General features: G+C 67.5%; 20 protein-coding genes. 13 read left to right on the top strand and 7 right to left on the bottom strand.

Annotated elements, in window-relative coordinates; all coding sequences use genetic code 11:
- Nucleotides 1-153 precede the first annotated feature (153 nt).
- Both thrS and infC read left to right on the top strand, forming a co-directional pair.
- Nucleotides 154-2,118, top strand: a complete 1,965-nt coding sequence (gene thrS / locus E6C72_RS02360) for a threonine--tRNA ligase (protein WP_109443213.1) — start codon at nucleotides 154-156, stop codon at nucleotides 2,116-2,118.
- Between the two features lie 48 nt (nucleotides 2,119-2,166).
- Nucleotides 2,167-2,730, top strand: coding sequence for a translation initiation factor IF-3 (gene infC / locus E6C72_RS02355; RefSeq protein WP_244442475.1), 564 nt, complete (start codon nucleotides 2,167-2,169; stop codon nucleotides 2,728-2,730).
- 87 nt (nucleotides 2,731-2,817) lie between these two features.
- Here the strand turns inward: infC and E6C72_RS02350 are convergent, their stop codons facing one another.
- The 3 genes from E6C72_RS02350 to E6C72_RS02340 all read right to left on the bottom strand — a co-directional run bounded on the left by E6C72_RS02350 (nucleotide 2,818) and on the right by E6C72_RS02340 (nucleotide 6,228).
- Nucleotides 2,818-4,209, bottom strand: a complete 1,392-nt coding sequence (locus E6C72_RS02350; RefSeq protein ID WP_109443212.1) for a CocE/NonD family hydrolase — start codon at nucleotides 4,207-4,209, stop codon at nucleotides 2,818-2,820.
- 114 nt (nucleotides 4,210-4,323) lie between these two features.
- Nucleotides 4,324-4,521 carry a DUF2783 domain-containing protein gene (locus E6C72_RS02345; RefSeq protein WP_109443211.1) on the bottom strand — a complete coding sequence of 66 codons (198 nt, stop codon included), beginning with the start codon at nucleotides 4,519-4,521 and terminating at the stop codon, nucleotides 4,324-4,326.
- A 27-nt stretch (nucleotides 4,522-4,548) separates the two neighbouring features.
- Nucleotides 4,549-6,228 (bottom strand): FAD-dependent oxidoreductase, encoded by a 1,680-nt coding sequence (locus tag E6C72_RS02340; protein WP_109443210.1) that lies wholly within the window; start codon nucleotides 6,226-6,228, stop codon nucleotides 4,549-4,551.
- A 288-nt stretch (nucleotides 6,229-6,516) separates the two neighbouring features.
- On the opposite strand from E6C72_RS02340, the gene E6C72_RS02335 reads away from it, so the two are divergent.
- Nucleotides 6,517-7,143: a transferase hexapeptide repeat family protein gene (locus tag E6C72_RS02335; protein ID WP_109443209.1), complete on the top strand. Its 627-nt coding sequence runs from the start codon at nucleotides 6,517-6,519 to the stop codon at nucleotides 7,141-7,143.
- An 11-nt stretch (nucleotides 7,144-7,154) separates the two neighbouring features.
- Here E6C72_RS02335 and E6C72_RS02330 read toward each other — a convergent pair whose 3' ends face one another.
- The gene (locus E6C72_RS02330; RefSeq protein WP_109443208.1) at nucleotides 7,155-7,745 is read right to left on the bottom strand and encodes a MarR family winged helix-turn-helix transcriptional regulator; all 591 of its coding nucleotides are present in this window, start codon (nucleotides 7,743-7,745) and stop codon (nucleotides 7,155-7,157) included.
- Between the two features lie 160 nt (nucleotides 7,746-7,905).
- Between E6C72_RS02330 and E6C72_RS02325 the strand changes: the two genes are divergently transcribed.
- The 3 genes from E6C72_RS02325 to E6C72_RS02315 all read left to right on the top strand — a co-directional run bounded on the left by E6C72_RS02325 (nucleotide 7,906) and on the right by E6C72_RS02315 (nucleotide 12,493).
- On the top strand, nucleotides 7,906-9,030 hold the full coding sequence (locus E6C72_RS02325) for a homogentisate 1,2-dioxygenase (RefSeq protein WP_109443207.1): 1,125 nt from the start codon (nucleotides 7,906-7,908) through the stop codon (nucleotides 9,028-9,030).
- Nucleotides 9,031-9,094: 64 nt separating this feature from the next.
- Nucleotides 9,095-10,111, top strand: a complete 1,017-nt coding sequence (locus E6C72_RS02320) for a fumarylacetoacetate hydrolase family protein (RefSeq protein WP_109443206.1) — start codon at nucleotides 9,095-9,097, stop codon at nucleotides 10,109-10,111.
- Nucleotides 10,112-10,408: 297 nt separating this feature from the next.
- On the top strand, nucleotides 10,409-12,493 hold the full coding sequence (locus E6C72_RS02315) for a methyl-accepting chemotaxis protein (RefSeq protein ID WP_109443205.1): 2,085 nt from the start codon (nucleotides 10,409-10,411) through the stop codon (nucleotides 12,491-12,493).
- 15 nt (nucleotides 12,494-12,508) lie between these two features.
- On the opposite strand, the gene E6C72_RS02310 is transcribed toward E6C72_RS02315, so the two are convergent.
- The 3 genes from E6C72_RS02310 to paaX form a co-directional block, all read right to left on the bottom strand.
- Entirely contained in the window at nucleotides 12,509-13,561 is a 1,053-nt protein-coding gene (locus E6C72_RS02310) for a 2Fe-2S iron-sulfur cluster-binding protein (protein WP_109443204.1), read from the bottom strand.
- 106 nt (nucleotides 13,562-13,667) lie between these two features.
- On the bottom strand, nucleotides 13,668-14,696 hold the full coding sequence (locus tag E6C72_RS02305; RefSeq protein ID WP_085090207.1) for a hypothetical protein: 1,029 nt from the start codon (nucleotides 14,694-14,696) through the stop codon (nucleotides 13,668-13,670).
- 239 nt (nucleotides 14,697-14,935) lie between these two features.
- Nucleotides 14,936-15,880: a phenylacetic acid degradation operon negative regulatory protein PaaX gene (paaX, locus tag E6C72_RS02300; RefSeq protein ID WP_109443203.1), complete on the bottom strand. Its 945-nt coding sequence runs from the start codon at nucleotides 15,878-15,880 to the stop codon at nucleotides 14,936-14,938.
- A gap of 435 nt (nucleotides 15,881-16,315) precedes the next feature.
- Here paaX and E6C72_RS02295 point away from each other — a divergent pair, with 435 nt between their 5' ends.
- From E6C72_RS02295 to E6C72_RS02260, 7 genes are all read left to right on the top strand, one after another.
- Nucleotides 16,316-17,485, top strand: coding sequence for an ABC transporter substrate-binding protein (locus E6C72_RS02295; protein ID WP_109443283.1), 1,170 nt, complete (start codon nucleotides 16,316-16,318; stop codon nucleotides 17,483-17,485).
- A gap of 254 nt (nucleotides 17,486-17,739) precedes the next feature.
- Complete coding sequence (locus tag E6C72_RS02285) at nucleotides 17,740-18,615, top strand: branched-chain amino acid ABC transporter permease (protein ID WP_109443202.1); 876 nt, start codon at nucleotides 17,740-17,742, stop codon at nucleotides 18,613-18,615.
- Between the two features lie 13 nt (nucleotides 18,616-18,628).
- Nucleotides 18,629-19,576: a branched-chain amino acid ABC transporter permease gene (locus E6C72_RS02280; RefSeq protein WP_109443201.1), complete on the top strand. Its 948-nt coding sequence runs from the start codon at nucleotides 18,629-18,631 to the stop codon at nucleotides 19,574-19,576.
- Nucleotides 19,573-20,397: an ABC transporter ATP-binding protein gene (locus tag E6C72_RS02275; protein WP_109443200.1), complete on the top strand. Its 825-nt coding sequence runs from the start codon at nucleotides 19,573-19,575 to the stop codon at nucleotides 20,395-20,397. Before E6C72_RS02280 ends, E6C72_RS02275 begins: the two co-directional genes overlap by 4 nt.
- Nucleotides 20,398-20,408: 11 nt before the next feature.
- Nucleotides 20,409-21,113 carry an ABC transporter ATP-binding protein gene (locus E6C72_RS02270; RefSeq protein ID WP_109443199.1) on the top strand — a complete coding sequence of 235 codons (705 nt, stop codon included), beginning with the start codon at nucleotides 20,409-20,411 and terminating at the stop codon, nucleotides 21,111-21,113.
- A gap of 47 nt (nucleotides 21,114-21,160) precedes the next feature.
- Complete coding sequence (gene maiA, locus E6C72_RS02265) at nucleotides 21,161-21,811, top strand: maleylacetoacetate isomerase (protein ID WP_109443198.1); 651 nt, start codon at nucleotides 21,161-21,163, stop codon at nucleotides 21,809-21,811.
- Nucleotides 21,812-21,972: 161 nt separating this feature from the next.
- Nucleotides 21,973-24,555: an ATP-binding protein gene (locus E6C72_RS02260; RefSeq protein ID WP_109443282.1), complete on the top strand. Its 2,583-nt coding sequence runs from the start codon at nucleotides 21,973-21,975 to the stop codon at nucleotides 24,553-24,555.
- The last annotated feature ends 7 nt before the right edge of the window (nucleotides 24,556-24,562 follow it).

The following is a 24,562-nucleotide window of genomic DNA, read 5'->3' as shown; positions in this document are numbered from 1 at the left end:
GACCAATGCCGAGTTGTGGCGGCAATGCAGCGTTGGCCTGTCCATACCCTTGATTTCCCCCGCCGCGCTTGACATTCCCCCACGCGGCGATGGAAATTTCGCGTTCCCGGCCGAGTCCGGGCACCCGATGCGGGTGAGACCAACACTAGTGAAATGGTGACTTCGGTGACGTCCAACATCGCCATCACGCTGCCCGACGGCAGCGTGCGGGAGTTCGACCGGCCGGTGACGGGGCTTGAGATTGCCCAGTCGATCGGTTCGCGCCTGGCCAAAGATGCGCTTGCCGTCAAGATCGACGGCACGGTGAAGGACCTCACCACCACCGTCACTACCAACGCCAAGATCGAGATCGTCACGCGCAACCACGCCGACGCTCTCGAGGTCATCCGCCACGACGCCGCCCATGTGCTGGCCGATGCGGTGCAGAAGCTCTATCCCGGCACGCAGGTCACCATCGGCCCGTCGATCGCCACCGGCTTCTACTATGACTTCGCGCGTGAAGAGCCGTTCACGCCCGAGGATCTGGAGAAGATCGAGGCGAAGATGCGCGAGATCGTCGGGGCCGACATCCCGATCGTCCGCGAGGTCTGGGACCGCGACGAGGCGGTCGCCTACTTCAAGAAGCTCGGCGAGCATTACAAGGCCGAGCTGATCGAGGCGATCCCGCAGGGCGAACCGGTGTCGATCTACCGCCAGGGCGACTGGCTGGATCTGTGCCGTGGACCGCACGCCATGACCACCGGCAAGGTCGGCCAGGGCTTCAAGCTGATGAAGGTGGCCGGCGCCTATTGGCGCGGCGACAGCCGCAACCCGATGCTCCAGCGCATCTACGGCACCGCCTGGCGCGACGAGAAGGAGCTGAAGGCCTACCTGCACCAGATCGAGGAGGCGGAGAAGCGCGACCACCGCAAGCTGGGCAAGGAACTCGACCTGTTCCATGTCCAGGAGGAGGCGGTCGGCTCGGTCTTCTGGCATCCGAAGGGCTGGACGCTCTACCGGACGCTGGAAACCTACATCCGCACCAAGCTGAAGTCGGCCGGCTATGTCGAGGTGAAGACGCCGCAGCTGATCGACAGCTCGCTGTTCAAGGCGTCGGGCCACTGGGACATGTATGGCGACAACATGTTCAAGGTGGAGGCCGACGGCGGCGAGAAGCTGCTGGGCATCAAGCCGATGAACTGCCCCGGCCATGTCCAGATCTTCCGCCATGGCCTGCGCTCCTACCGCGACCTGCCGATCCGCATGGCGGAGTTCGGCGCCTGCCACCGCAACGAGCCGTCGGGGGCGCTGCACGGCATCATGCGCGTCCGCGCCTTCACCCAGGACGACGCCCACATCTTCTGTACCGAGGACCAGGTGCAGAGCGAGGCGGCCGAGTATTTCAAGCTGCAGCTCGGCGTCTACCGCGACCTGGGCTTCGACAAGATCTCGGTGAAGCTGGCTCTGCGTCCGGACGTCCGCACCGGTGCCGACGAGCTGTGGGACCGCGCCGAGGGCGCGCTGGCCCAGGCGCTGCGCGACGCCGGGCTGGAGTATGAGGAGCTGCCGGGCGAGGGTGCCTTCTATGGCCCGAAGGTGGAGTTCCACCTGACCGACGCCATCGGCCGGACCTGGCAGTGCGGCACCTTGCAGTATGATCCGAACCTGCCGGAACGGCTCGATGCCAGCTATATCGGCGAGGATGGCGCCCGCCATCGGCCGATCATGCTGCACCGGGCCATCCTGGGCTCGATGGAGCGCTTCATCGGCATGCTGATCGAGCATTACGCTGGGAAGTTCCCGCTGTGGCTGTCGCCGGTCCAGGTGACCGTCGCCACCATCACCAGCGAGGCCGACGGCTATGCCGAGGAAGTCGCCAAGCTGCTGAAGAGCAAGGGCCTGCGCGTCGAACTCGACACCCGCAACGAGAAAATCAATCTGAAGGTCCGCGAGCACAGCCTGCAGAAGGTTCCCCTGATGCTGGTTGTCGGAAAGCGGGAAGCGGAAGAGCGTACGGTCGCGCTGCGCGTGCTGGGTGGCAAGGATCAGGAAATTCTTGCCCTCGACGCGGCGGTGGCTAAACTGGTGGAGGAAGCGAGATCGCCGGCCGGCGAGACCGCGACCGATTCGCCGTTTTAACCGACCGCGCGACGCCGCCGGCCGCTCCTCTGGACGGCCGGTTTCCGCGTGGTTTCAGACCATGGAGAAGCGTCCATAGCCAGGATCCCGTCCGAAGCCGCCCCGACCCGCGATGGACCGCGGGTTAACCGGGAGATATCGGCTCGTTCCGTTCGTCTCGTCGGCGCAGATGGCGAGATGATCGGGGTGGTGTCGTTGCGTGATGCTCTGCTGGCTGCCGAGGATGCCGGTCTCGATCTGGTCGAGGTCGCTCCCCAGGCCGAACCGCCCGTCTGCAAAATCCTCGACTATGGCAAGTTCAAGTACGAGGCGCAGAAGAAGGCGAACGAGGCCCGCAAGAAGCAGAAGATCATCGAGGTCAAGGAGATCAAGCTCCGGCCGAACATCGATGACAACGACTATGACGTGAAGATGCGCTCGGCGCGCCGTTTCCTTGAGGAAGGCGACAAGGTCAAGGTGACCATGCGCTTCCGCGGCCGCGAGATGGCGCACCAGGATCTGGGTATGAATGTGCTGGTCCGCGTCCGCGACGCGCTGGACGAACTGGCGAAGGTCGAGCAGATGCCGAAGCTCGAAGGCCGCCAGATGATCATGGTGCTGGCCCCGCGCTGACGCCGGGGGGACGTTACGGAAAAGGCCCGTCCGGGATACCGGACGGGCCTTTTCATTTGTCGGTATGGAGCGGCATGAGGCGGTATCTCACCGCAGCGGCTGGTCGTCGACGATCACGACATAGCAGGTGTGGCGGGTGAATTTGGCGCAGTTGTCGAGCGCGCCGCGGCGGGCGGCGTCCTCGCTGGACATCCCGGATTTCCAGCCGAAGGCGCCGTCCTGCGACACGGCGAAGGCCTTGCGTCCGGCCGCCGAGACATAGGCGTCGAACTTCTCGCGTCCGGAGTCCGACAGTTCCGGCGGCGGCTCCAGGCGGACACGCGTGCTGCGCGGACCCTGCTGCGGGGGGGCCATCGGTGCCGCAGCCGCCATGTCGGCGCCGGCGCCCGCCGGCCGGTCGTTGAGATAGGCGATGCGGCAGCCCTTCTGGCTGTGCGACATGCAGGTTTCCAGCGCGCCCTTCTGCGCCTCGTCGAGGCTGCGCATGCCGGACTTCCAGCCATAAGCGCCGTCGGGTGACACGGCGAAGGCCTTGTTGCCGCCGGCTTCGACATAGGCGGGGAACTTGGCCCGGTTGGCAGCCGACAGTTCCGGCGGCGGCGGCAGTGCCGGCAGCGACAGCGCGATCGGCGTGCCGCGCTGGGCCAGCCCGTTGTTCGTCAGGAAACGGTCGACCATCGGGGTCCATTCCGGGATGGCGGCGCTGAAGAAGCCATGCCCGTCCTTGCCGTTCGGGGGAGCGGCGATGAACTCGGCCCGGCCGCCCGACTGGGTGAAGGCCGCCCACATGCGCCGGGCGAGGTCGGGGCCGAAGAACAGGTCGTTTTCCGAATAGATCCACAGGGTGGGAACCCGGGAACTGCGACCCATGGTGCCGAAGGCGCCGACCAGCCGGTCCTCCACGCAGACCTGATTGTCGGCGACCGAACCGCGGCCGCCGGCGAAGCTGATGACCGCCTTCAGCCCCGGAGGCGGATCGGCACTGAGTGCGACGCTGGCGAGGCCGCCGGCCGACACGCCCACCGCCAGGATGCGGCTGGCGTCGGCGAAGGGCTGGCCAGCGACATAGCGGATGGCCTGCCGCAGATCCTCCGAACTCTGGCGGGCGGACCGCATGTAGTCGGGGTTGTCGCAGGGGCCGGTCGACTCGCTGTAGGGGCCGTCCGATCCGCCATAGCCGCGCCGCATCACCGTCACCACCGCCCAGCCGCGCCGGGCGAACTCGCGCGCTTCGGGCAGGTAGCGCAGCGGCGTCATCTGTGTCCGGTCAGCCGGGTTGCGCGGCGCGCCGTGGCTGAGGATGGCGATGGGGTAGGGTCCGGGGCCGTCCGGCCGCAGCACCATCGCCTCCAGCATGGCGGAACTGCCGTCGGGGAAGCGGGCGGGGATCGACAGCGCCGATTGCGTCAGCCCTTCAGCCAGGGCGGGACCGGAGCACAGCAGCAGGAAGAGCAGGGCGAACAGGCGGCGCAGGATCATGACTGGCGCAGTCTCCGCGAGGGGAAGGGCTCTTGCGCCTTTGTACGCCATCTTGTGCTTGGCGTCAGCGGGGAGGTGGGTGGGGGGCCGGTGATTGCCCCCCGGCCTCTCTCCTTACTCCACCCCCTGCCGTGCCACGCGCAGCGCTTCGGCCAGAACCTCCGCGTCGCCGATGTGGTTGGCGAGCAGCAGGATCAGCTTGGCATTCAGGCGGGTGCTCTGCTCGGGAGTGAGGTCGCGATGGCTGTCGATCAGCAACTGGTACACATCGTCCGGGCTGGCGAAGCGCTGCTCGGTCATCAGTCTGGCCATGGGAAGGGCTCCGGAAATATCGGGGAATCAGCGACCAACTGCGCGGCCAACCGCGCGTTCCAGCGCGGCGGACAGCGCCGCGGCGTCGAAGCGGCGCCAGCGGGCGGCGATGTGCTGGTCGGGGCGGATCAGGTAGACGCAGCCCGGCGTCAGGTCGTAGCGTTCGCGCAGGCGGCCGGCGCTGTCGACCAGTTCCCCGGCGATGCCACGGCGCCGTTCGGTCACCGCATGCCACGCCAGCGGCAGCGGCCCGGCGGCGAGACTGTCCAGCGCCTCCGCCACCTCTGCCGGGACCGGTCCGCCCGTTTCGTCGCTGGCGGCGGTGTAGAGCACGGTGAAGCGGCCGTCCAGCGCCTCCATCAGCCAGCCGGCATGGCCGTCACGCTCCACCGGCGCGTCGGTGGCGGGGGCCCCCGGCACCATTTTTCCGGCGAAAGCGTCGCGGTCGGGCGTGTTCAGCGGGCTGTCGCCATAGGTTGTGGGGGTGGACAGCCGGCCGGAATTGACCAGCGAGCGGGCGAAGGGCTGGTCGACGGCCAGTTCAAGCACGGCGTCGCGGAAGACACGGCTCATCTCGCTTTTCGGCGTGATGAAGTCGGTGGAGCGGGTGGAGTTCAGGATGTTCTCCTTCGCCGCCGCCACCCGTTCGTCGCTGTAGCTGTCCAGCAGGGACTCCGGCGCCTTGCCGTCCAGCACCAGCGCCAGCTTCCACACCAGATTGTCGGCATCGGGCACGCCGCTGTTGGCGCCGCGCGCGCCGAAGGGCGAGACCTGATGAGCGCTGTCGCCGGCGAACAGGATGCGGCCATGGCGGAAGCGCTCCAGCCGGCGGCACTGGAAGGTGTAGACCGACACCCATTCCAGTTCGAACGGCGTGTCGGCGCCCAGCATCGCCTGGACGCGCGGAATGACGCGCTCCGGCTTCTTCTCCTCCTCCGGGTCGGCATCCCAGCCCAGTTGGAAGTCCAGGCGCCAGACATTGTCGGGCTGCATGTGCAGCAGCGCCGACTGCTTGCGGTGGAAGGGCGGGTCGAACCAGAACCAGCGCTCCGCCGGGAAATCGGCCTTCATCACCACGTCGGCGATCAGGAAGCGGTCCTTGAACACCTCGCCCTGGAATTCCAGCCCCAGCATCTTGCGCACCGACGACTTGGCGCCGTCGCAGGCGATGACCCAGCCTGCCTCCACCGCATGGACGCCGTCCGGCGTCTCCACCTGAAGCAGGACATGGTCGGCCTCCTGCTTGGCCGAGATGACGCGGGACAGCCAGCGCAGGTCGATCAGGTCGCTTTTCAGGGCTTCCGAAACTAGGAAATCCTCCAGGTAATATTGCTGGAGGTTGATGAAGGCGGGGATCTTGTGATCCGGCTCCGGCAGCAGGTCGAACTGGTAGACCATGCGGTCGCCGTTGAAGACCTTGCCGATCTTCCACACCACACCCTTGTCGATCATGCGCTGGCCGACGCCCAGCCGGTCCCACACCTCCAGCGCGCGCTTTGCATAGCAGACGGCGCGGCTGCCGACGCTGACGGTGTCTTCGGCGTCGAGCACCACCACCGGAACGCCCTTGCGCGCGAAGTCGAGCGCCGCGGTCAGTCCGACCGGGCCGGCGCCGATGATCACCACCGGATGGCGCCGGACGGTTCCGCTGCGCTGTTCGTCGGAGGGTGTGAAGCTGTATTTCGGATAGCTGAAGGTCGCATGCATTGAGCGTTTCCTCCCCCGGAAACCGTGATCGGACATTTTGGCCGAGCGCTCCGGCATATGGGCGCGCGGCGGGCCGGCTTGGGTGAACCGTTATGGTTGCCAACGATACAGTTTCATTTGATACCAATCAAGCCCTGATCCTGAGGGGCGGAGAGAACATCCCGGAAGCGATACAGGTATGATTACTATGACGGAAAATCAGTATCGCGTACAGCGCGCGGCGGTGTAGCCTCGCCGGAAAAGGCCGGACCAGGAACTCCGGTCGGCGACACCGAGGAAAGTCCGATCATGACCGATCCCACCCTGCCGCGCCCGACCGTCTATGCCATCGATGGCGTGATTCCCGTCATCGACCCGACCGCCTTCGTCCATCCCTCCGCCGTGCTGATCGGCGACGTGGTGGTCGGGCCGGGCTGCTATGTCGGCCCCTGCGCCAGCCTGCGCGGCGATTTCGGCAGGATCGTCCTGCACAAGGGCAGCAATGTGCAGGACAACTGTACGCTCCACGCCTTTCCCGGTCATGACGCCATCGTCGAGGAGGACGGTCATGTCGGCCATGGCGCGGTGCTGCACGGCTGCATCGTCCGTCGCAACGCGCTGGTCGGCATGAATGTGGTGGTGATGGACGGGGCGGAAATCGGCGAGGAGTCGATCGTCGCCGCCATGGCCTTCATCAAGGCCGGCTTCGTCGTGCCGCCGCGCACGCTGGTGGCCGGCCTGCCGGCCAAGGTGGTGCGCGAGCTGCGTCCCGACGAGGTCGCCTGGAAGTCGGAGGGGACGGAGGAATACCAGCGCCTCGCCCGCCGCTCGCTCGCCACCATGGTCGCCTGTGCACCTTTGGAGGCGGAGGAGCCGGGCCGTGGCCGCGTCGATGCCGGCACCGGCCAGCCGCTGCACAAGGTGAAGGGGGGCTGAGCCCCGCTTCCTTACTCGTTCCCTGCCTCCGCCACTGCCTCCGCCACTGCCTCCGCTGCCGCCCGCGCCCCCACCGGCGCCGGGCGGGCGGCCAGTTGGTCGGCGCGGGCTTGCAGCTTCGACAGCAGGGTGTCGAGCTGCGCCCGCTCGTCGATCGACAGGGCGTCGGTGACCTCTTCCTCATAGGTCAGCGCCATCGGCACGATCTCCGCATAGATCGCCAGCGCCTTGGGCGTCAGGGTCAGCAGGGCCTTGCGACGGTCGGTGTCGCCCGATTCGCGCAGGATCAATGCCGAATCGAGCATGCGGCTGATGGCGCGGCTGACCTGCACCTTGTCCATCGCCGTGCGTTGCGCGATCTCTCCCGCGCTCATCGTCTCGCCGCCGCCCAGCACGGCGATGATCCGCCATTCCGGAATCGTGATGCCGAACCGCTTCTCGTACAGCTTGGCCAGCGTGTGGCTGACCGTGTTGGCCAGCACCGACAGCCGGTAGGGCAGGAAACGCGTCAGATGCAGCGCCGGCAGTTCCGCCGGGCCTGAGGCGGCTTTGCCTGAGGTGGTTCTGGAGGATGCGGTGCGGGAACGGCGGGCAGGCGGCATCGGCGGGGCATCGTCTGTAGGGGAGTGTCGCGGCTGCCCCATCCTGCGCTGTAATTTGGCTCTTGCAACAGTTTCAAACGAAACTAAAATGGCGGCAACGGAACAAGCCTGCCGTTGCGCGCGATGTCGGCGCGTCCGGCGGCATAGAGGGGGAAGCGCCATGAAGAACTGGATTTCGTTTCCGAAGGTCGAGGGCACCGCGTCGCGCCAGGCCCATGTCCGGCTCCCCGCCGGCACCTATGAACGCGAATTGGGGCGCGAGGGCTTCTTCGGCCCGGCGACCCAGATGCACCACGCCCATCCGCCGACAGGCTGGACCAGCTTCGACGGGCCGCTGCGACCGCGTGCCTTCGATTTGAATCATCTCGACCATATGCCCAACAGTCCGCTGGAGGCGCCGGCCCTGATGGGCAACGGGTCGACCCAGGTGCGGCTGTGGCGCTTCAAGGGCAGGATGGACCATCTCGTCCGCAACGCCGACGGCGACGACCTGCTGTTCTTCCACCAGGGCGGCGGCCATCTCTATTGCGACTATGGCCATCTTGAGGTGCGGGAAGGCGACTATGTCGTGCTGCCGCGCAACACCTGCTGGCGGCTGGAGACCGACGAGGCGGTGATGGTGCTGATGGTGGAGGCCACCGGAGACGCCTACAAGCTGCCGCACAAGGGGCTGGTCGGTACCCACGCCATCTTCGACCCGGCGGTGCTGGACGTCCCGGCGCTGGACGACGCCTTCCAGGCGCAGAAGCACGAGCGTGAGACCCTGGTGCGGGTGAAGAAGCGCGGGCAGCTCTGCGCCATGACCTATCCGTTCAACCCGCTGGACGCGGTGGGCTGGCACGGCGATCTGGCGCCGGTGCGGCTGAACTGGCGCGACATCCGGCCGCTGATGAGCCACCGCTACCATCTGCCGCCGTCGGCGCACAGCACCTGGATCGCGGGGCGTTTCATCGTCTGCACCTTCGTGCCGCGGCCGATCGAGTCGGATCCGGAGGCGCTGAAGCTGCCCTACTACCACTCGAACGAGGATTTCGACGAGGTGCTGTTCTATCACCGCGGACAGTTCTTCTCGCGCGACAACATCCATCCCGGCATGGTCACCTACCACCCCTCGGGCTTCCCGCACGGGCCGCATCCGAAGGCCTATGAGGTGGCGCAGAAGTTCGAGCGCAAGGAGACCGACGAGGTTGCGGTGATGATCGACACCCGCGATCCGCTGGATGTCTATCAGGCGATGGACGGCGTCGAATGGGGCGGCTACGCCGACAGCTGGAAGGCGAAATGAGCGGCCACCCGGAAACAAGGATCAAGGTCGCCGGACGCTGAATTCCAAGGAAGGGAAGAGACCAATGAAGTTGGCAAGTTTGAAGGCGGGCGGGCGCGACGGCACCCTGGTCGTGGTGTCGCGCGACCTGACCCGTGCCATCCCGGTGCCGGAGATCGCCCGCACGTTGCAAGCGGCGCTGGACGACTGGACGGCGCTGGCGCCGAAGCTGGAGGAGGCCTATCGCGCGCTGAACGCCGATCCGGCGGCCGGCCGGCCCTTCGACCCGGCAGCGGCGGCCTCGCCGCTGCCGCGCGCCTACCAGTGGGCGGACGGGTCGGCCTACGTCAACCATGTGGAGTTGGTCCGCAAGGCGCGCGGTGCGGAGATGCCGCCCAGCTTCTGGACCGATCCGCTGATGTATCAGGGCTGTTCCGACGGCTTCCTGGCCCCGACCGACCCGATCCCGGCGGCGACCGAAGCCTGGGGCGTCGATTTCGAGGCGGAGATCGCGGTGATCACCGGTGACGTGCCGATGGGCGTTTCGACCGAGGCGGCGCGCGGGCAGATCAGGCTGCTGATGCTGGTGAACGACGTCAGCTTGCGCAACCTCATCCCGGCGGAGCTGGGCAAGGGCTTCGGCTTCTTCCAGTCCAAGCCGGCCTCCAGCTTCTCCCCCGTCGCGGTGACGCCGGACGAGCTGGGTGAGGCCTGGGACGGCGGCAAGCTGCACCGCCCACTGGTGACGACGTTGAACGGCGAGCCCTTCGGCTGCCCGGATGCCGGGGTCGACATGACCTTCGACTTCCCGACGCTGATCGCGCATGCCGCCAAAACCCGTCATCTGGCGGCCGGCAGCATCGTCGGCTCGGGAACGGTGTCGAACAAGCTCGACGGCGGCCCCGGCAAGCCGGTCACGGCCGGCGGCGTCGGCTATTCCTGTCTCGCCGAGCTGCGGATGATCGAGACCATCGAGCATGGCGCGCCGAAGACCCCCTTCATGCGCTTCGGCGACCGCGTGCGGATCGAGCTGTTCGACAAGGACGGCGCCAGCGTGTTCGGCGCCATCGATCAGCAGGTGGTGCTGTACGAAGGGGCGTGAACAGGGCATCCACAGCGCCGTTCGACTGATTTGAGGTTGTGGGAAAGACGCCGGCGGAGCATGCGATTGCTTCGTCGGCGTCTTTTTTCGCGGTTGCAGCAATATCGACCGGCCGGCTTGATTGGCATCGCCAACAAGTCTGAAAACCGGATTGCGGTTGAGCCGCATGCCGCGCAGTCCCGAGAATTGACGTGCCTTCCAATCGTTATCGATTATAAGGTGCCGCCCCTTATCCCTATTTGGCGCCGTCTTGTGTTCACTCCAGAACATTTGGCGGACCGAACGAAGGCGTGCGGCATGAAGGCTCGGTTCAGGACGAAGATCATCATCGGTGTGGCGGCGGTTCTGGCGGCGGGTACCGCCGCGGTGACGGCGGTGTCTCTCACCCTGTCGCGCGACGCCGGGCACAAGGCCGCCCAGACCCTGGCCGCCGAGATGGCCGACCATCATGGGGCGCAGGTCGCCGCCGATCTCTCCGCGGCGCTCGACGCCGCCCGGGCAGCCGCTGCACTTGTGGAGGTGGAACGGTCGACCGGAACCCCCCGGCGCGAAACGGTGAACCGCTACCTGCGCCGTGTCGCCGAAGCCAACCCGCTCTATGCCGGGGTCTGGGTCGACATGGCCGACGACGGCTTCGACGGCCGGGATGCCGCGTTCGCCGACCATGACCGCTCCACCGAGATCCTCGGCCTGCCCAAGACCGGCCGGATGAGCCTGTTGTGGCTGCCAGGCGGGAAGGGGGTGCAGGCCGACGACAGCGAGGGCTATCCCTTCGCGGACGTGCAGGAGAAGGAATATTACAAGTCGGCCGCCGCCGCGCGGAAGCCGGTGCTGACCGAGCCCTATCTCGACGACCTCACCAAGCGGCTGATGACCAGTGCGGCGGCGCCGGTGATGGATGGGCCGGCCGGCGGCGGCCGGGTGATCGGCGTCGCCGGGGTCGACATGGCGCTGACCGGCCTGACCGACCTCGTCCGCTCGGTGAAGCCCTATGGCGATGGTTTTGCCGCGGTGCTGACCGGGTCCGGCCTCTATGTCGCCCATCCCGACGGCGGCAGGCTGTCGAAGCCCGCCGACGATCTTCCGGAGGCCGCCCGCCGCGCCGTCGCCGAAGGGCGGGCCTTCGACGGGATCGTCACGCTGGCCGGCGCACCGCACTATCTGCGGTTGGCCCCGGTCCGTTTCTCCGGTGCGGAGGGCGCCTGGTCCTTCCTGGTGGCGGCGCCGCAATCCAGCGTGATGGCCGATGCGAACCGGCTGACCCGGCTGACCGTGCTGGTCAGCCTGGGCTGCGTCTTGCTGGGCTGTCTGGTCGCCTGGAGGGTCGGCGATGGCATCGCCCGGCCGGTCACCGCCGTCACCGGCGCCATGGACCGGCTGGCGGCCGGCGATCTGGAGGTGGCGGTGCCGGGTGCGGACCGCGACGACGAGGCCGGTGGCATGGCCCGCGCCGTCGAGGTGTTCAAGGAGGGGCTGGTCCGGGCCAGGGAACTCGATCGCCAGCAGCAGGCCGACTGGCATGCCAAGGAAGCCCGCGCCGCGGCGCTGGCCGATCTGCAGAAGACCTTCGAGCATCGGGTCGGCGGCCTGACCGGGGCGCTGGCCTCCTCCGCCCAGCAGCTCGAATCGACCGCCCGCGCCCTGACCGGCATTGCCGACCAGAGCCTCGACCGGTCGGAACAGGTGGCTGCTTCCGCCAGCGCTGCCGCCGACAGCGTGCAGACCGCCGCCGCGGCGACGGAGGAGCTGTCCGCTTCGGTGCAGGACATCGGCCGGCAGGTGGCGGACTCAGCCCGTATAGCCGACGCCGCGGTGTCCGACGTCAAGCGGGCCGACGAGGCGGTCGCCGTCCTGGCGGACAGTGCGGAGCGGATCGGTGCCGTGGTGGAACTCATCAACTCGATCGCCGGCCAGACCAACCTGCTGGCGCTGAACGCCACAATCGAGGCGGCGCGGGCCGGTGAAGCCGGCAAGGGCTTCGCCGTGGTGGCGTCGGAGGTGAAGAGCCTCGCCAACCAGACCGCCAGGGCGACCGAGGACATCGTCGGCCAGATCAAGGGCATCCGCGACGCCACGCAGGAGGCGGTGACCGCCGTCCATGGCATCAGCGAGACCATCGCCCAAGTCAGCCGTATCGCCTCGGGCATCGCCGCGGCGGTGGATCAGCAGGCGGCGGCGACCCAGGAGATCGCCCGCAGCGTGATCCGGGCGGCGGACGGGGCGCAGGAGGTCAGCGGCGGCATGGGCAACATCCGGGCGGGCGCCGGCGAAACCGGGGCGGCGGCCGACCAGCTGCTCGCCGCCGCCGCCGCTCTGGCCGGGCAGTCCAAGGATCTGACCCGCGAGATCGACGGTTTCATCGCTGGTGTCCGCGAGGCGTGAGGGGCCTGTTTCCCGTTACCCCACCGCCATCAGCCGGTCGGCCGGCAGCGTTTCCGGAATGTGCTGGGAGACATAGCCTTCGCTGTGGATCTGGTCGTCCCTGGCGCCCAGTGCCCGGGCGGCGGTGACGCAGGACTCGACGAAGGCCGGGCTGCCGGCGGTGAAGATGGCATGGCCGGACAGGTCGGGGAACAAGCCGGGCAGTATGGCGGGGATGCGGCCGGTCAGATGGCCGGCGGCCTCTTCGCGCGTCAGCGTCACCTTGACCTTGAAGTTGCGGTATTTGGCCTGCCAGTAGCTGAGCAGCCCCATCTCATACACGTCGGCCAGCGTGCAGGCGGAGAACAGCAGCGTCACCGGCGGGCGGTAGCCGCGGCGCAGCGCCGCGTCGGTCAGCGCCAGGATGGGGGCGAGGCCGGAGCCGGCGGCCATGCACAGCACCGGGCTGTCCACCGACGGGTCGCCGATGAAGGTGCCGTAGGGGCCGGACAGCTTGACCATGCTGCCGACCGTCAGCGTGTCGTGGATCCAGGTGCTGGTCGGCCCGCCGTCGACGCGGGTCACCTGCAGCACGATCTCGCCATCGGGACGGGGCGCGTTGGCGATGGAATAGCAGCGCGGCGGCGCACCGGCCGATGCGTCGCCCAGCATCACATACTGGCCCGGCCAGTAGCGCAGCGGTTGGCCCAGCGGGCGCAGGCGCAGTTCCACGATGCGCGGTGTGCGCGGGATGCGGTCGGTGACGATGAACAGCACATTTTCGCGCGGCGGGAACAGCTTGGGCTGGGCATCGGCGGTGCCGTATTCGATCACCAGCTCGTCGGAGATCGGCTTGGCCATGCACATCAGGCCATAGCCGTCCTTCCGCTCCGGCTGGGACAGCGCCATGTCCAGAACCATGCCCTGGTCGAACTGGCCGCTGAGGACCTTGACCTTGCATTCGCCGCAGGCGCCGGCACGGCAGTTGTTGGGCAGGGCGTAGCCGGCCTGTTCCAGCGCCGACAGGACGGTCTCGCCGTCACGGCACTCGACCGTGCGGCCGGAGGGGTGGAGGCGGATGCGGCTCACCGGGGGATCCTTGGGCGGGATTGGAGACGTTGGGATGTAATCCCCCTCCCTGACCCTCGATAGAGAGGGAGGGAGGGGGAAGACAGGAAAGGTCGGGCAGACCTGGTCAGAACACCGGAATGATCTCGTCCATATCGACGTCCCGCACTTCCTCGCCGGTGATGCCGACCTCCGGGATCGCCGGGAAGGGGATGCCGTAGCGGTCCAGCACGCCCTTCAGGTTCAGCATGGCGTTGCGCCAGTTCTCCTTCTTCGCCTCGTAATCCGGGATGTGGAAGCCGGCGTTGCGGGCGATGGCCTCGGCTTCGCGCTGGGTGGCGATGAAGTCGTCGGGCAGGTCCCAGAACTGGGGCGGCGGCTCGAACAGCACGGCGGACAGGAACAGGTAGCCGGCGCGGATCTGCTTGGTGATGATCGACCGGTCCTCCACCGCCAGATGGGGATAGTCGCGCTCCATCACCGACATGCAGATCGCCATGTGGCGGCCTTCGTCGCGGCCGATGTTGCGGAAGGCCTCCTTGAACACCGGCTCGCTGCAGCCGGCCGCCATCTGGTGGAAGATGGTCGCCGCCGCGATCTCGCCCATCAGGAAGGAGCTGAACAGCACGGCCAGCGAGTATTTCGGAACCGCCTTCTTGTAGCCGTCCCAATAGCGCCCGCCATTGTAGTAGAGCCAATGGGCGTTCTTCTGGAGCCGGCGGCCGAGATCGGTCTTGGGCTCATAGGTCAGCGGGCTGGTGGCTTCCAGCAGCTTGGTGATCGCCAGGCCGCACATCTGCTCGTGGTTCTGCTCGTCACGGGTGACGGAGAAGAAGCAGCGGCGGACGGGGTCCTCCTCATGCACCTCGTAGGTCTTGATCAGCGCATGGGCGAAGACCGGCGGGGCCGACGCGTCGAACACCGACAGGATGGTCCACCAATAGGCGATGGCTTCCCGTTCCTCCCAGCTGTAGCGCGACACGTCGAAGCTGTCCCAGGGCAGCTTGGCCGGGTCCCAGTTCTCGCGCTGGGCGGCGGCATAAACCTCTTCCAGCTTCTTGGTCTGCGACACCCAGGACAGCGGATAGACGTTCGGCTGCGGCGTGGCGGGGGGCAACTCCATCGTGTTGGCGATGGGGGTGTAGTCCTTGGACATGGGGGCGTTTCCTCCGGGAGCATTCCGCGGGCGCTCACATTACCATCGGCGCCCTGTGGTCTTTATATGACACAAGAATTTTGCATTATCAACAATTCCTGTATCACGTTGTCGGCTGGGATGAATTCTATTAACCATCTGATTTCAAAAGGAATACGTGCGAATGCACCGAATTGATCCAGATCAATTCGTTCGCAAAGCGGATTTTTATCGGTGTTTGGGTATCAAAAGACCGGGCGTCAGCCGGCCGTGACGCTCTCCAGTCCGCCGAAGCGGCCGTGGAAGGAGGGCTGGGCGTCGGGCAGCGGGCCATTGGCGGTGGTCGCCGCCTGCATCAGGAAGGATTCCGACGGGCCGGCGAGGCGGCGGTAGAGATTGCGCGTCAGCATCCGCGATTCCTGGCCCGGCCAGTCCGCCGGCAGCAGGTCGGGCGGCAGCATCGGGTCGCGCAGCAGGATGCGGCGGAAATCATGGATCATCAGCGTGCGCAGGACGAAGCAGGCGGCGGGGTCCGGCGCCTCGGCGGCGTCGATCGCCGCCCAGACCGGACGGAAGTGATCCAGGAACGCCGCATAGTCGTGTTCGAGCTGGTCGATGTCCCAGCAGCCGCGCACCAGATCGCGCAGTGCGCCGAACCCTTCCGTCCGGTCCAGGCTGGCCTTCATGTGGACGATCTTGTCGGCGACCCCCAGTTCGGCCAGCGACCGGTGCATCGCCGCCTCGTCGCAGTTGGGATGGGCATAGACGGTGGCCGATGCGGCGCCGAAGCCCTGCCAGGTCAGCTCCCGCCGCAGGGCGTCGCGCGTCTCGGCATCCAGCGCGTTGGGCGGCACCATCAGCAGGTCCCAGCCGCGGTCCCATTCGCGCGCCAGCGGGGCGTAGATCCGCCGTTCGGCCGCGGCGAAGCGTTCCTTCCCGCTGTCGGTGACACGGTAAAAACTGCGCCGGCCGATCTGGGTGTTGGTCAGCCAGTCGTCCTTGCACAGCCGGAAGACCGAGGTGCGGATGATCCGCTCGCTCATCCCGAACCGGTCCATCAGTTCGATCAGGCTGCCCAGCCACAGCGATCCGCCATGCGGCAGCACCGCATCGCCATAGACGGTGATGATCAGCGACTTCGCCCGCGGCGCGATGGTCTCGGTCAGCTGGGCGGCAAGGTCTTCGGGGCGGCGCGGGCGAGCCATGCGGTGGGGGCGTCCTTGTCGGTGCGGCTTGCAGTGGAGGTGAAGCGAAGTCGGGTGGAGCGAGGGAGTTGTATACGAAACCCGGAGCCGGTTGGGCCAGTCCCACGACAGTGCAGGCCAGCCGGCCGGCATTCGATAGCGGGCTTTCCGGACTTTCCGTTTGACAATCATTAATGTGATACACTAGGTTGGAACTTCAAAGGAAATCTGTGTCATAAAACCAAATGACGATTCCCTGGGTCCAGGCCGGAGGGATCGCAAAGGAAAGGGGAGGCGGGCGGCAACATCCGTACTTAGATTGTGGTTGCGTCCGCCAAAATTTTTCTTCCGAAACCATTTCGTTTGAAACATTATGCAACGCAAATCGTTCCGCAGCGCCGGAATCGGGCCGCCGCCCGGTCCGGCTCCAAGCGGGGCAGCACTCGGGAGGACATGATGCGCAAAGGCCTGCTTGCCACCATTGCTTTCACTGCCGCTTTCACCGCCACGACTGCGGTGTCCGGCCTGCTGTCCGGGGCCGCCCAGGCCGCCGACCCGATCAAGGTCGGCGCCATCGTCTCGGCCACCGGCCCGGCCTCCTTCCTCGGCGATCCGGAGAAGAAGGTGCTGGAGCTGTATGCCGACCGCATCAACAAGGCGGGTGGCGTCGACGGCCGTCCGGTGCAGCTGACCGTCTATGACGACGGCGGCGCCGCCGACAAGGCCGCCTCCTTCACCAAACGCCTGATCGAGAGCGACGGCGTCGACGTGATCGTCGGCGGCACGACGACCGCGGCGACCATGGCGGCGGTGCCGCTGGTGGAGCGGGCCGGCGTGCCCTTCATCTCGCTGGCCGGCGCGGTGGTGATCGTGGAGCCGGTGAAGAAGTGGGTGTTCAAGACCCCGCACACCGACCGCATGGCCGCGGAAAAGGTGATGGAGGACATGAAGAAGCGCGGGCTGACCAAGCTGGCTCTGCTGTCCGAGGACAGCGGCTTCGGCAAATCGGGCCGCGAGCAGACCGTTGCCGTCGCCAAGGAGCGTGGGATCGAACTGGTCGCCGACGAGACCTATGGCGCCAAGGACACCGACGTCACCGCGCAGCTGACCAAGATCAAGAGCAACGCTTCCGCCCAGGCGGTGCTGGTGTTCGGCCTGGGCCAGGGCCCGGCGGTGGTGACCAAGAATTACCGCCAGCTTGGCATCGCGCTGCCGCTCTACCAGTCGCACGGCGTGGCGTCGAAGGAGTACATCCGGCTGGCCGGCGGTGCCGCCGAGGGTGTCCGCCTGCCGGCCGCCGGTCTGGTCGTCGCCGCGCAGCTGGCCGACAGCGATCCGCAGAAGAAGGTCGTGACCGAGTTCACCAAGGTCTACGAGGACAGCTTCAACACCGAGGTCTCGACCTTCGCCGGCCATGCCTATGACGGGCTGATGATCGCGCTGGACGCGGTGAAGCGCGCCGGCGGCACCGACAAGGCCAAGCTGCGCGACGCCATCGAGCAGACCAAGGGCTATGTCGGCACCGGCGGCACCGTGACCATGAGCGCCAAGGACCATATGGGCCTGACGCTGGACGCCTTCCACATGGTGGAGGTGAAGCAGGGCGATTGGGCGCTGGTGAAGTAAGGCGCCGATCCCCTGTTATCCCCTCTCCCCCGCTCACGCGCAAACTTCGTTTGCGCTGACGCGACAGGCGGACCTCAGGTCCGCCGAAAGCGGGGAGAGGGTTAGGGTGAGGGGGATGCGTGGCGAGGATTCTCAAGAACCGCGCAATCTCCGCTTTTTACTGAATCCTCGCAGTGCATCCCCCTCACCCCGACCCTCTCCCCGGGGGGGAGAGGGGGAGATGTGCGCGGGAGAGGAACATCAGGAACCCAACGATGTTCGCGGAACTGCTGCAATATCTGCTGTCGGGGCTGACCATCGGCGCGATCTATGCGCTGGCGGGGCTCGGATTTTCGATCATCTACAACGCCAGCCACGTCATCAACTTCGCCCAGGGCGAGTTCATCATGATCGGCGGCATGGCGTCGGCCACCCTGACCGCGTCGGGCGTGCCCTTGCCGCTGGCGATCCTGATCGGCTGCGGCGGCGCCATGCTGGTGGGCGTATTAGTGGCGAAATTCGCGGTCGAACGCGCCCGCAACGCCTCCACCGTCACGCTGATCATCATCACCATCGGCGCGTCGATCTTCCTGCGCGGCGTCGCCGAGCTGGTCTGGGGCAAGGATTTCAAGCGGCTGGACGCCTTTTCGGGCGAGACGCCGATCCAGGTCCTGGGCGCCTCGATGCAGCCGCAGTCGCTGTGGGTGGTGGGAACGGCCGGCGTGCTGATCGTCGCCATCGGTCTGTTCTTTGCCAGGACGCTGACCGGCAAGGCGATCCTCGCCACCTCGCACAACCGGCTGGCGGCACAGCTGGTCGGCATCGACGTGAAGCGGGTGGTGCTCGCCTCCTTCGCGCTGTCGGCGGCGCTTGGCGCGGTCGGTGGTGCGGTGGTCGCCCCCATCACCTTCTCCTACACCGAGATGGGCATCATGCTGGGGCTGAAGGGCTTCACCGCCGCGGTGCTGGGCGGCCTCGGCCACGGGCCGGGCGCGGTGGCCGGCGGGCTGATCGTCGGCATCGCCGAGGCGCTGGGCGCCGGCTACATCTCCTCGGCCTACAAGGACGCGGTGGCCTTCGTCATCATCCTGGCCGTCCTTCTCTTCATGCCGAACGGGCTGTTCGGCAAGCGCGGCACCGAACGGGTGTAAGGATTTCCCTCCGATGAACGCACTCCTTCACGGGCGGCTGACCGGGCTTCTGGCGCTGGGCGCGGTGATCGCGATCCTGCCGGCCTTCCTGCCCAACAACTTCTATCTCGACATCGCAATCCTGGCCGGCTTCAACGCCGTGGTCTGCGTCGGGTTGAACCTGCTGATCGGCTATGCCGGGCAGATCAGCCTGGGCCATGCCGGCTTCTTCGGCATCGGCGCCTATGCCTCCGGCGTCCTTGTCGGCACGTACGGCTGGCCGCCGGTCGTGGCGCTGCTGGCCGGCGCCGCCTTCGTCGGGCTGCTGGCCTTCCTGGTCGCCAAGCCGATCCTGCGGCTGAAGGGCCATTACCTCGCCATGGCGACGCTCGGCATCGGCATCATCGTGTCGATCGTGCTGCGCACCGAAAGCGGCCTGACCGGCGGTCCCGACGGCATGATGGTCGAGCCGTTCAGGATCTTCGGCGTCGAGCTGTATGGCGAGAAGGTCTGGTACTGGGTGGTCGGCGTGCTGCTGGTCGGCGTGGTCTGGCTGTCCTTGAACCTGATCGACAGCCCGATGGGCCGTGCGCTGCGCGCCGTCCATGGCTCGGAGGTGGCGGCCGAGGTGGTCGGCGTCGACACCGCCCGCTTCAAGGTGCTGGTCTTCGTGCTGTCGGCGGTGTTCGCCAGCGTGGCCGGCAGCCTGTTCGCCCATTATGCCGGCCTGATCACCCCGGCCAAGGCCGACTTCTTCAAGTCGATCGAGCTGGTGACCATGGTGGTGTTCGGCGGCATGGCCTCGACCTTCGGCGCCGTCGTGGGTGCGGTGGTGCTGACGCTGCTGCCGCAGGCGCTGACGATTTTCCAGGATTACCAGCAGATCGTGCTGGGCGGCATCCTGATGGCGACGATGGTGTTCATGCCCAAGGGGCTGCTTCCCACCCTGGCGGCGCTGATCCCGGCGCGGAGGCGGGCATGAAGATGCTGGCGACCACAGACCTTTCCCCCGATACCACGGCGCAGGCCCGCCGCGTCGGCCCGCCGATCCTGAAGGTGGAGCATCTCAGCCGCGAGTTCGGCGGCGTGCTCGCCATCGGCGATCTCAGCTTCACCATCGCCGCCGGCGACATCCATTCGATCATCGGGCCGAACGGTGCCGGCAAGACCACGCTGTTCAATCTGGTGACCGGCGTCTACAAGCCGTCGGGCGGCCGGGTGCTGTTCGACGGGGCCGACGTTTCGGGCATGGCGCCCTACCGGCTGGCCGCCCGCGGCATGTCGCGCACCTTCCAGAACCTGCAGATCTTCTTCAACATGACGGCGCTGGAGAACGTCATGGTGGGGCGGCACCTGCACCTGAACACCCGGCTGCTGCCGGCGCTGTTCCGCTTCCCGTCGCTGGTGCGCAAGGACCGCGAGGCGAAGGAGCGGGCGGCGCAACTGATGACCGAGGTCGGGCTGGAGAAATACATCGACGCCGACGCCGCCTCCATGCCCTACGGCGCGCTGAAGCGGCTTGAGATCGCCCGCGCGCTGGCGTCGGAGCCGAAGCTTCTGCTGCTGGACGAGCCGGCGGCCGGCCTGAACGCCACCGAAAGCCGCGAGATCGACGAGGTCATCAAGACCGTCGCCGCGACCGGCGTCACCATCGTCCTGGTGGAGCATGACATGAAGATGGTGATGGGCATCTCGCACCGGATCACCGCGCTGAACCAGGGCCGCATGCTGGCCGAAGGCACGCCGCAGGAGGTGGCGGCCAACCCGGACGTCATCGCCGCCTATCTCGGCGCCGCACCGTAAGGAGAGCCCCCATGCTTCTGGAGATCGAGGGCCTCAACAGTCATTACGGCCGCATCCACGCGCTGAAATCGGCCAGCCTGACCGTGCGGGAAGGCGAGCTGGTGGCGCTGGTCGGTGCCAACGGGGCCGGCAAGACGACGCTGCTGCGCACCCTGTCCGGCGTCCATCCCGCCAGCAGCGGGCGCATCACCTTCGACGGCTGCGACATCACCCGGATGAAGGCGTCGCGCCGCGTCGCCGAAGGGGTGGTGCAGGTGCCGGAGGGCCGGCAGCTGTTCGGCCCGCAGAGCGTGGAGGACAACCTTCGCCTCGGCGCCTACCGCCGCGGCAGCGGCAGGCCGGACGACGACATCGACCGCCTGTACGAGATGTTTCCGGTGCTGAAGGTCAAGCGCGACCAGCCCGCCGGCACCCTGTCGGGCGGCCAGCAGCAGATCGTGGCATTGGGGCGCGCGCTGATGGCGAAGCCGCGCGTGCTTCTGCTCGACGAGCCCAGCATGGGGCTGGCGCCGCTGCTGGTCGCGGAGATCTTCGACGCCGTGCAGCGGCTGAAGCGCGAGGGCACCACCATCCTGCTGGTGGAGCAGAACGCCCACGCGGCGCTGGCCATCGCCGACCGCGGCTACGTGATCGAGACCGGCGAGATCGTGCTGAGCGACAGCGGTGCCGCCCTTCTCAGCAATGAACGGGTGCGGCAGGCTTATCTGGGGCTGTGACAGGCTCCGGTACCGGATCGCCGCAAAACCAAGACGGACCCAATCCCGTGAAACTCCACACCTACTTCCGTTCCTCCGCCGCCTACCGCGTGCGCATCGCCCTGAACCTGAAGGGTTTGGCGCCGGACCAGGCCTTCGTTCATCTGCGCAAGGGCGAACAGGCCAAGCCGCCCTATGCCGACCTCAACCCGGAACATCTGGTGCCGGCGCTGGAGGTCGACGGGCCGGACGGGCACCATGTGCTGACCCAGTCGCTCGCCATCATCGAGTATCTCGACGAAACGCGCCCGACGCCCCCGCTGCTGCCGGCCGATGCGCTGGGCCGCGCGCGGGTGCGGGCGCTGGCGCTGGCGATCGCCTGCGACGTCCATCCGCTGAACAATCTGCGGGTTCTGAACCGTTTGAAGACGATGGGCCATAGCCAGGAGGACGTCGACGGCTGGTACCGGCACTGGATCGCCGTCGGGCTGACCGCGCTGGAGGCGCAGCTGGCCGGCGATCCGCGCACCGGGCGCTTCTGCCATGGCGACCAACCCGGGCTGGCCGACATCCTGCTGGTGCCGCAGATGGCGAACGCCCGCCGGCTCGATTGTCCGCTGGAGGACTATCCCACCCTGCTGCGCATCGACGAGGCCTGCCGCGCATTGCCGGCCTTCGCCGACGCCGCTCCGGCCCGCCAGCCTGATGCGGAGGCCTGAACGGCAACCCGCAGGTTCCCACCGCAAGTCCGGCTTTTGTCCCCGCCAGATCACATCACGCCCGATGGTGTTAGCGGTTTCGCGACATCCTTCCGTGGTATAGAGGTAATGGGAGATCGTGTGGGGACGATGGCCGGGTGATGTGGGGCAACTTTTCCTCGATGGCGTATGATCTTGCCGAGAACATCGCGGCGAGCGCCTTCGTCGTCCTTGCCTATACCTTCCTGATCCGCCGGTCCGGCGGTTGCAGCCTGAACACCCGCCAGATCGTCTTCGGGACGGTGATGGCGCTGACCGCCATCTTCTCGATGGTGCATCCGATCCATATCGGGCCCGGCATCTTCATCGACGCCCGGACTCCGCTGATCGGCTTGAGCGCGCTGTTCGGCGGTCCGCTGTCCGCCGCCATCACCGCCGTGACGGTTGCCGGCTACCGCATCTTCCTGGGCGGGGCGGGCATGGAGGCCGGCGTCGCCAATGCGCTGCTGTCCTTCCTGACCGGCGTCGGCTTCGCGCTGTGGGTGAAGCGGCGCGGGGTGGTGCTGGGTGCCGGTCCGCTGCTGGGATTCGGGCTGCTGCTGACGCTGGTGTCGTTGTCGACCCTGCTGCTGCTGCCCACCCTGGACCTGGCGTTGCAGGTGGGACAGCGCACGGCGCCGGCGCTGCTGGCCATCGTTCCGCTCGGCACCCTGTTCCTGGGCGCCCTGCTGCTGCGCGAGCAGCGCCATCACGATGCCGAACAGCGGCTTGGCGAGAGCGAGGCGCGGTACCGCCTGCTGGCCGACAACGCCACCGACATGATCCTGGAGATGAAGGCCGACGGGTCGGTGCGCTACCTGTCGCCGTCGGTGCGCGACATCCTGGGCCACGACCCGGCGGAGATCGTCGGCGTCGCCCCGGCCAACCTGCTGCACCCCGAGGACTTGGAAAGCGCGGCGATCGCCTTCGCCGGCCTGCAGCCGGGATCGCCCCCGGTCACCTTCACGCACCGGCTGCGCCACCGCGATGGCCATTACCTGTGGGTCGAATCCAGCATGCGCCCGACGGTGGGCTCCGACGGGGAGTTCGTGGTGGTCGGCGTCGTCCGCGACGTGACCGAGCGCAAGCGCTATGAGGAGGAGCTGTCCGCCGCCCGCGCCGAGGCGGAGGCGGCCAACCGCGTGAAGTCGGAATTCCTCGCTTCGATGAGCCACGAGATCCGCACGCCGCTGAACGGTGTCATCGGCTTCGCCGACCTGCTGCTTGCCACCGAACTGACCGCGGAGCAGCGCCAGTATGTGGCGCTCCAGCGCGAGGCCGGGCGTGGACTGCTGGCGATCATCGGCGACATCCTTGACTATTCGAAGATCGAAGCCGGCAAGCTGGAACTGGAGGAGCGCCCCTTCGACCTGCACCGGCTTTTGCGTGACTGCCGCGACCTGATGAGCAACGCCGCCTCGCAGAAGGGGCTGTTGCTGCAGCTGTCGCTGGGTGGCACCGTGCCGCGTTTCGTCCGGGGCGACGAGGCGCGCATCCGCCAGATCCTGCTGAACCTCGTCGGCAACGCGGTGAAGTTCACCGAACGCGGGTCCGTGCTGGTGTCGGCCGGGCTTCTGTCGGGGCAAAGCGGTGGAGATAACGGCGGTGATGACGGGGTCGCTCAAGTCCGTCTGGCGGTCAGCGACACCGGCCCCGGCATTCCGGCGGCCGATCAGGCCAACCTGTTCCAGCGCTTCAGCCAGGGCGACCGCTCCACCACCCGGCGCTATGGCGGCACCGGGCTCGGCCTCATCATCTCCAAGCAGCTGTCGGAACTGATGGGGGGGCAGATCGGCGTGCAGAGCAGCCCCGGCGTCGGCAGCACCTTCTGGTTCGAGCTGCCGCTGCCGGTCGCCGCCGCCCCCGGACTGTCCATTGCGGCATCGGAGGGCCAGCGCAACGAGGCCGCGGCGCCGCGCAGCGCCCGCATCCTGCTGGCCGAAGACGTGCCGATGAACCAGATCGTCACCTCCTCCATCCTCTGCAAGGCCGGCCATACGGTCGAGGTGGCGGAGGACGGCATCCTGGCGGTGGAGGCGATGCGCAGGGGCGAGTTCGACCTCGTCCTGATGGACATGCAGATGCCGCGGATGGACGGCTTGCAGGCGACCGCGGCGATCCGTCAGCTTGGCGGGCGGCGCGGGGCCGTGCCCATCATCGCGCTGACCGCCAATGCGCTGGCGGATCAGCTGCAGCTTTGCCTGGATGTCGGCATGAACGACCATGTCACCAAACCGATCGAGCGCGACACCCTGCTATCCGCGGTCGACCGCTGGCTCGACGCCAAGGTGACGGCGGAGCTGTCGGAGGGGGACGGCATGGAAGAGAAAGCGGCGGTTCTGGCCGGGGTGGCGCCGGTGTCCGACAGCGTGCCGGTGCTGAACCGTGCCACGCTGGACACGCTGGCCGATACGCTGGGGGCCGACGTGCTGCCCCGTTTCATCGCCGGGACGCTGTCCGAACTGGCCCTGCGCACCGACCGGATCAGCGAGGCGGAGTCGGCGAAGGCCGCAGCGGCCGACGCCCACGCCATGGTGTCGCTGGCCGGCAATGTCGGCCTGCTGGAGCTGTCGCGCGCCGCCCGCAAGCTTCAGCATGCCTGCGAGCAGCAGCGGCCGGACGTGCCGGTGTTGAAGACCGAACTGCGCGATGCGGTCAACCGCGCCTCCGCCACGCTTCAGGCGGCGCTGCCGACCCTGGGCGTCGCGGTGGAGACGGCGCGCTGAGGCCGTC

It is taken from the genome of Azospirillum sp. TSH100 (assembly GCF_004923295.1).
Lineage (GTDB): Bacteria > Pseudomonadota > Alphaproteobacteria > Azospirillales > Azospirillaceae > Azospirillum.
The sequence above is the reverse complement of the archived record's forward strand: the minus strand, read 5'-3'. Positions and strand labels throughout refer to the sequence as shown.

What these genes read in the sequence shown, in the direction of transcription:
- thrS (WP_109443213.1), top strand. Translation starts at nt 154, where the DNA reads ATGGTGACTTCGGTGACGTCCAACATCGCCATCACGCTGCCCGACGGC.
- E6C72_RS02350 (WP_109443212.1), bottom strand. Translation starts at nt 4,209, where the DNA reads ATGATCCTGCGCCGCCTGTTCGCCCTGCTCTTCCTGCTGCTGTGCTCC.
- E6C72_RS02345 (WP_109443211.1), bottom strand. Translation starts at nt 4,521, where the DNA reads ATGGCCAGACTGATGACCGAGCAGCGCTTCGCCAGCCCGGACGATGTG.
- E6C72_RS02340 (WP_109443210.1), bottom strand. Translation starts at nt 6,228, where the DNA reads ATGCATGCGACCTTCAGCTATCCGAAATACAGCTTCACACCCTCCGAC.
- E6C72_RS02335 (WP_109443209.1), top strand. Translation starts at nt 6,517, where the DNA reads ATGACCGATCCCACCCTGCCGCGCCCGACCGTCTATGCCATCGATGGC.
- E6C72_RS02330 (WP_109443208.1), bottom strand. Translation starts at nt 7,745, where the DNA reads ATGCCGCCTGCCCGCCGTTCCCGCACCGCATCCTCCAGAACCACCTCA.
- E6C72_RS02325 (WP_109443207.1), top strand. Translation starts at nt 7,906, where the DNA reads ATGAAGAACTGGATTTCGTTTCCGAAGGTCGAGGGCACCGCGTCGCGC.
- E6C72_RS02320 (WP_109443206.1), top strand. Translation starts at nt 9,095, where the DNA reads ATGAAGTTGGCAAGTTTGAAGGCGGGCGGGCGCGACGGCACCCTGGTC.
- E6C72_RS02315 (WP_109443205.1), top strand. Translation starts at nt 10,409, where the DNA reads ATGAAGGCTCGGTTCAGGACGAAGATCATCATCGGTGTGGCGGCGGTT.
- E6C72_RS02305 (WP_085090207.1), bottom strand. Translation starts at nt 14,696, where the DNA reads ATGTCCAAGGACTACACCCCCATCGCCAACACGATGGAGTTGCCCCCC.
- paaX (WP_109443203.1), bottom strand. Translation starts at nt 15,880, where the DNA reads ATGGCTCGCCCGCGCCGCCCCGAAGACCTTGCCGCCCAGCTGACCGAG.
- E6C72_RS02295 (WP_109443283.1), top strand. Translation starts at nt 16,316, where the DNA reads ATGCGCAAAGGCCTGCTTGCCACCATTGCTTTCACTGCCGCTTTCACC.
- E6C72_RS02285 (WP_109443202.1), top strand. Translation starts at nt 17,740, where the DNA reads ATGTTCGCGGAACTGCTGCAATATCTGCTGTCGGGGCTGACCATCGGC.
- E6C72_RS02280 (WP_109443201.1), top strand. Translation starts at nt 18,629, where the DNA reads ATGAACGCACTCCTTCACGGGCGGCTGACCGGGCTTCTGGCGCTGGGC.
- E6C72_RS02275 (WP_109443200.1), top strand. Translation starts at nt 19,573, where the DNA reads ATGAAGATGCTGGCGACCACAGACCTTTCCCCCGATACCACGGCGCAG.
- E6C72_RS02270 (WP_109443199.1), top strand. Translation starts at nt 20,409, where the DNA reads ATGCTTCTGGAGATCGAGGGCCTCAACAGTCATTACGGCCGCATCCAC.
- E6C72_RS02260 (WP_109443282.1), top strand. Translation starts at nt 21,973, where the DNA reads ATGGCGTATGATCTTGCCGAGAACATCGCGGCGAGCGCCTTCGTCGTC.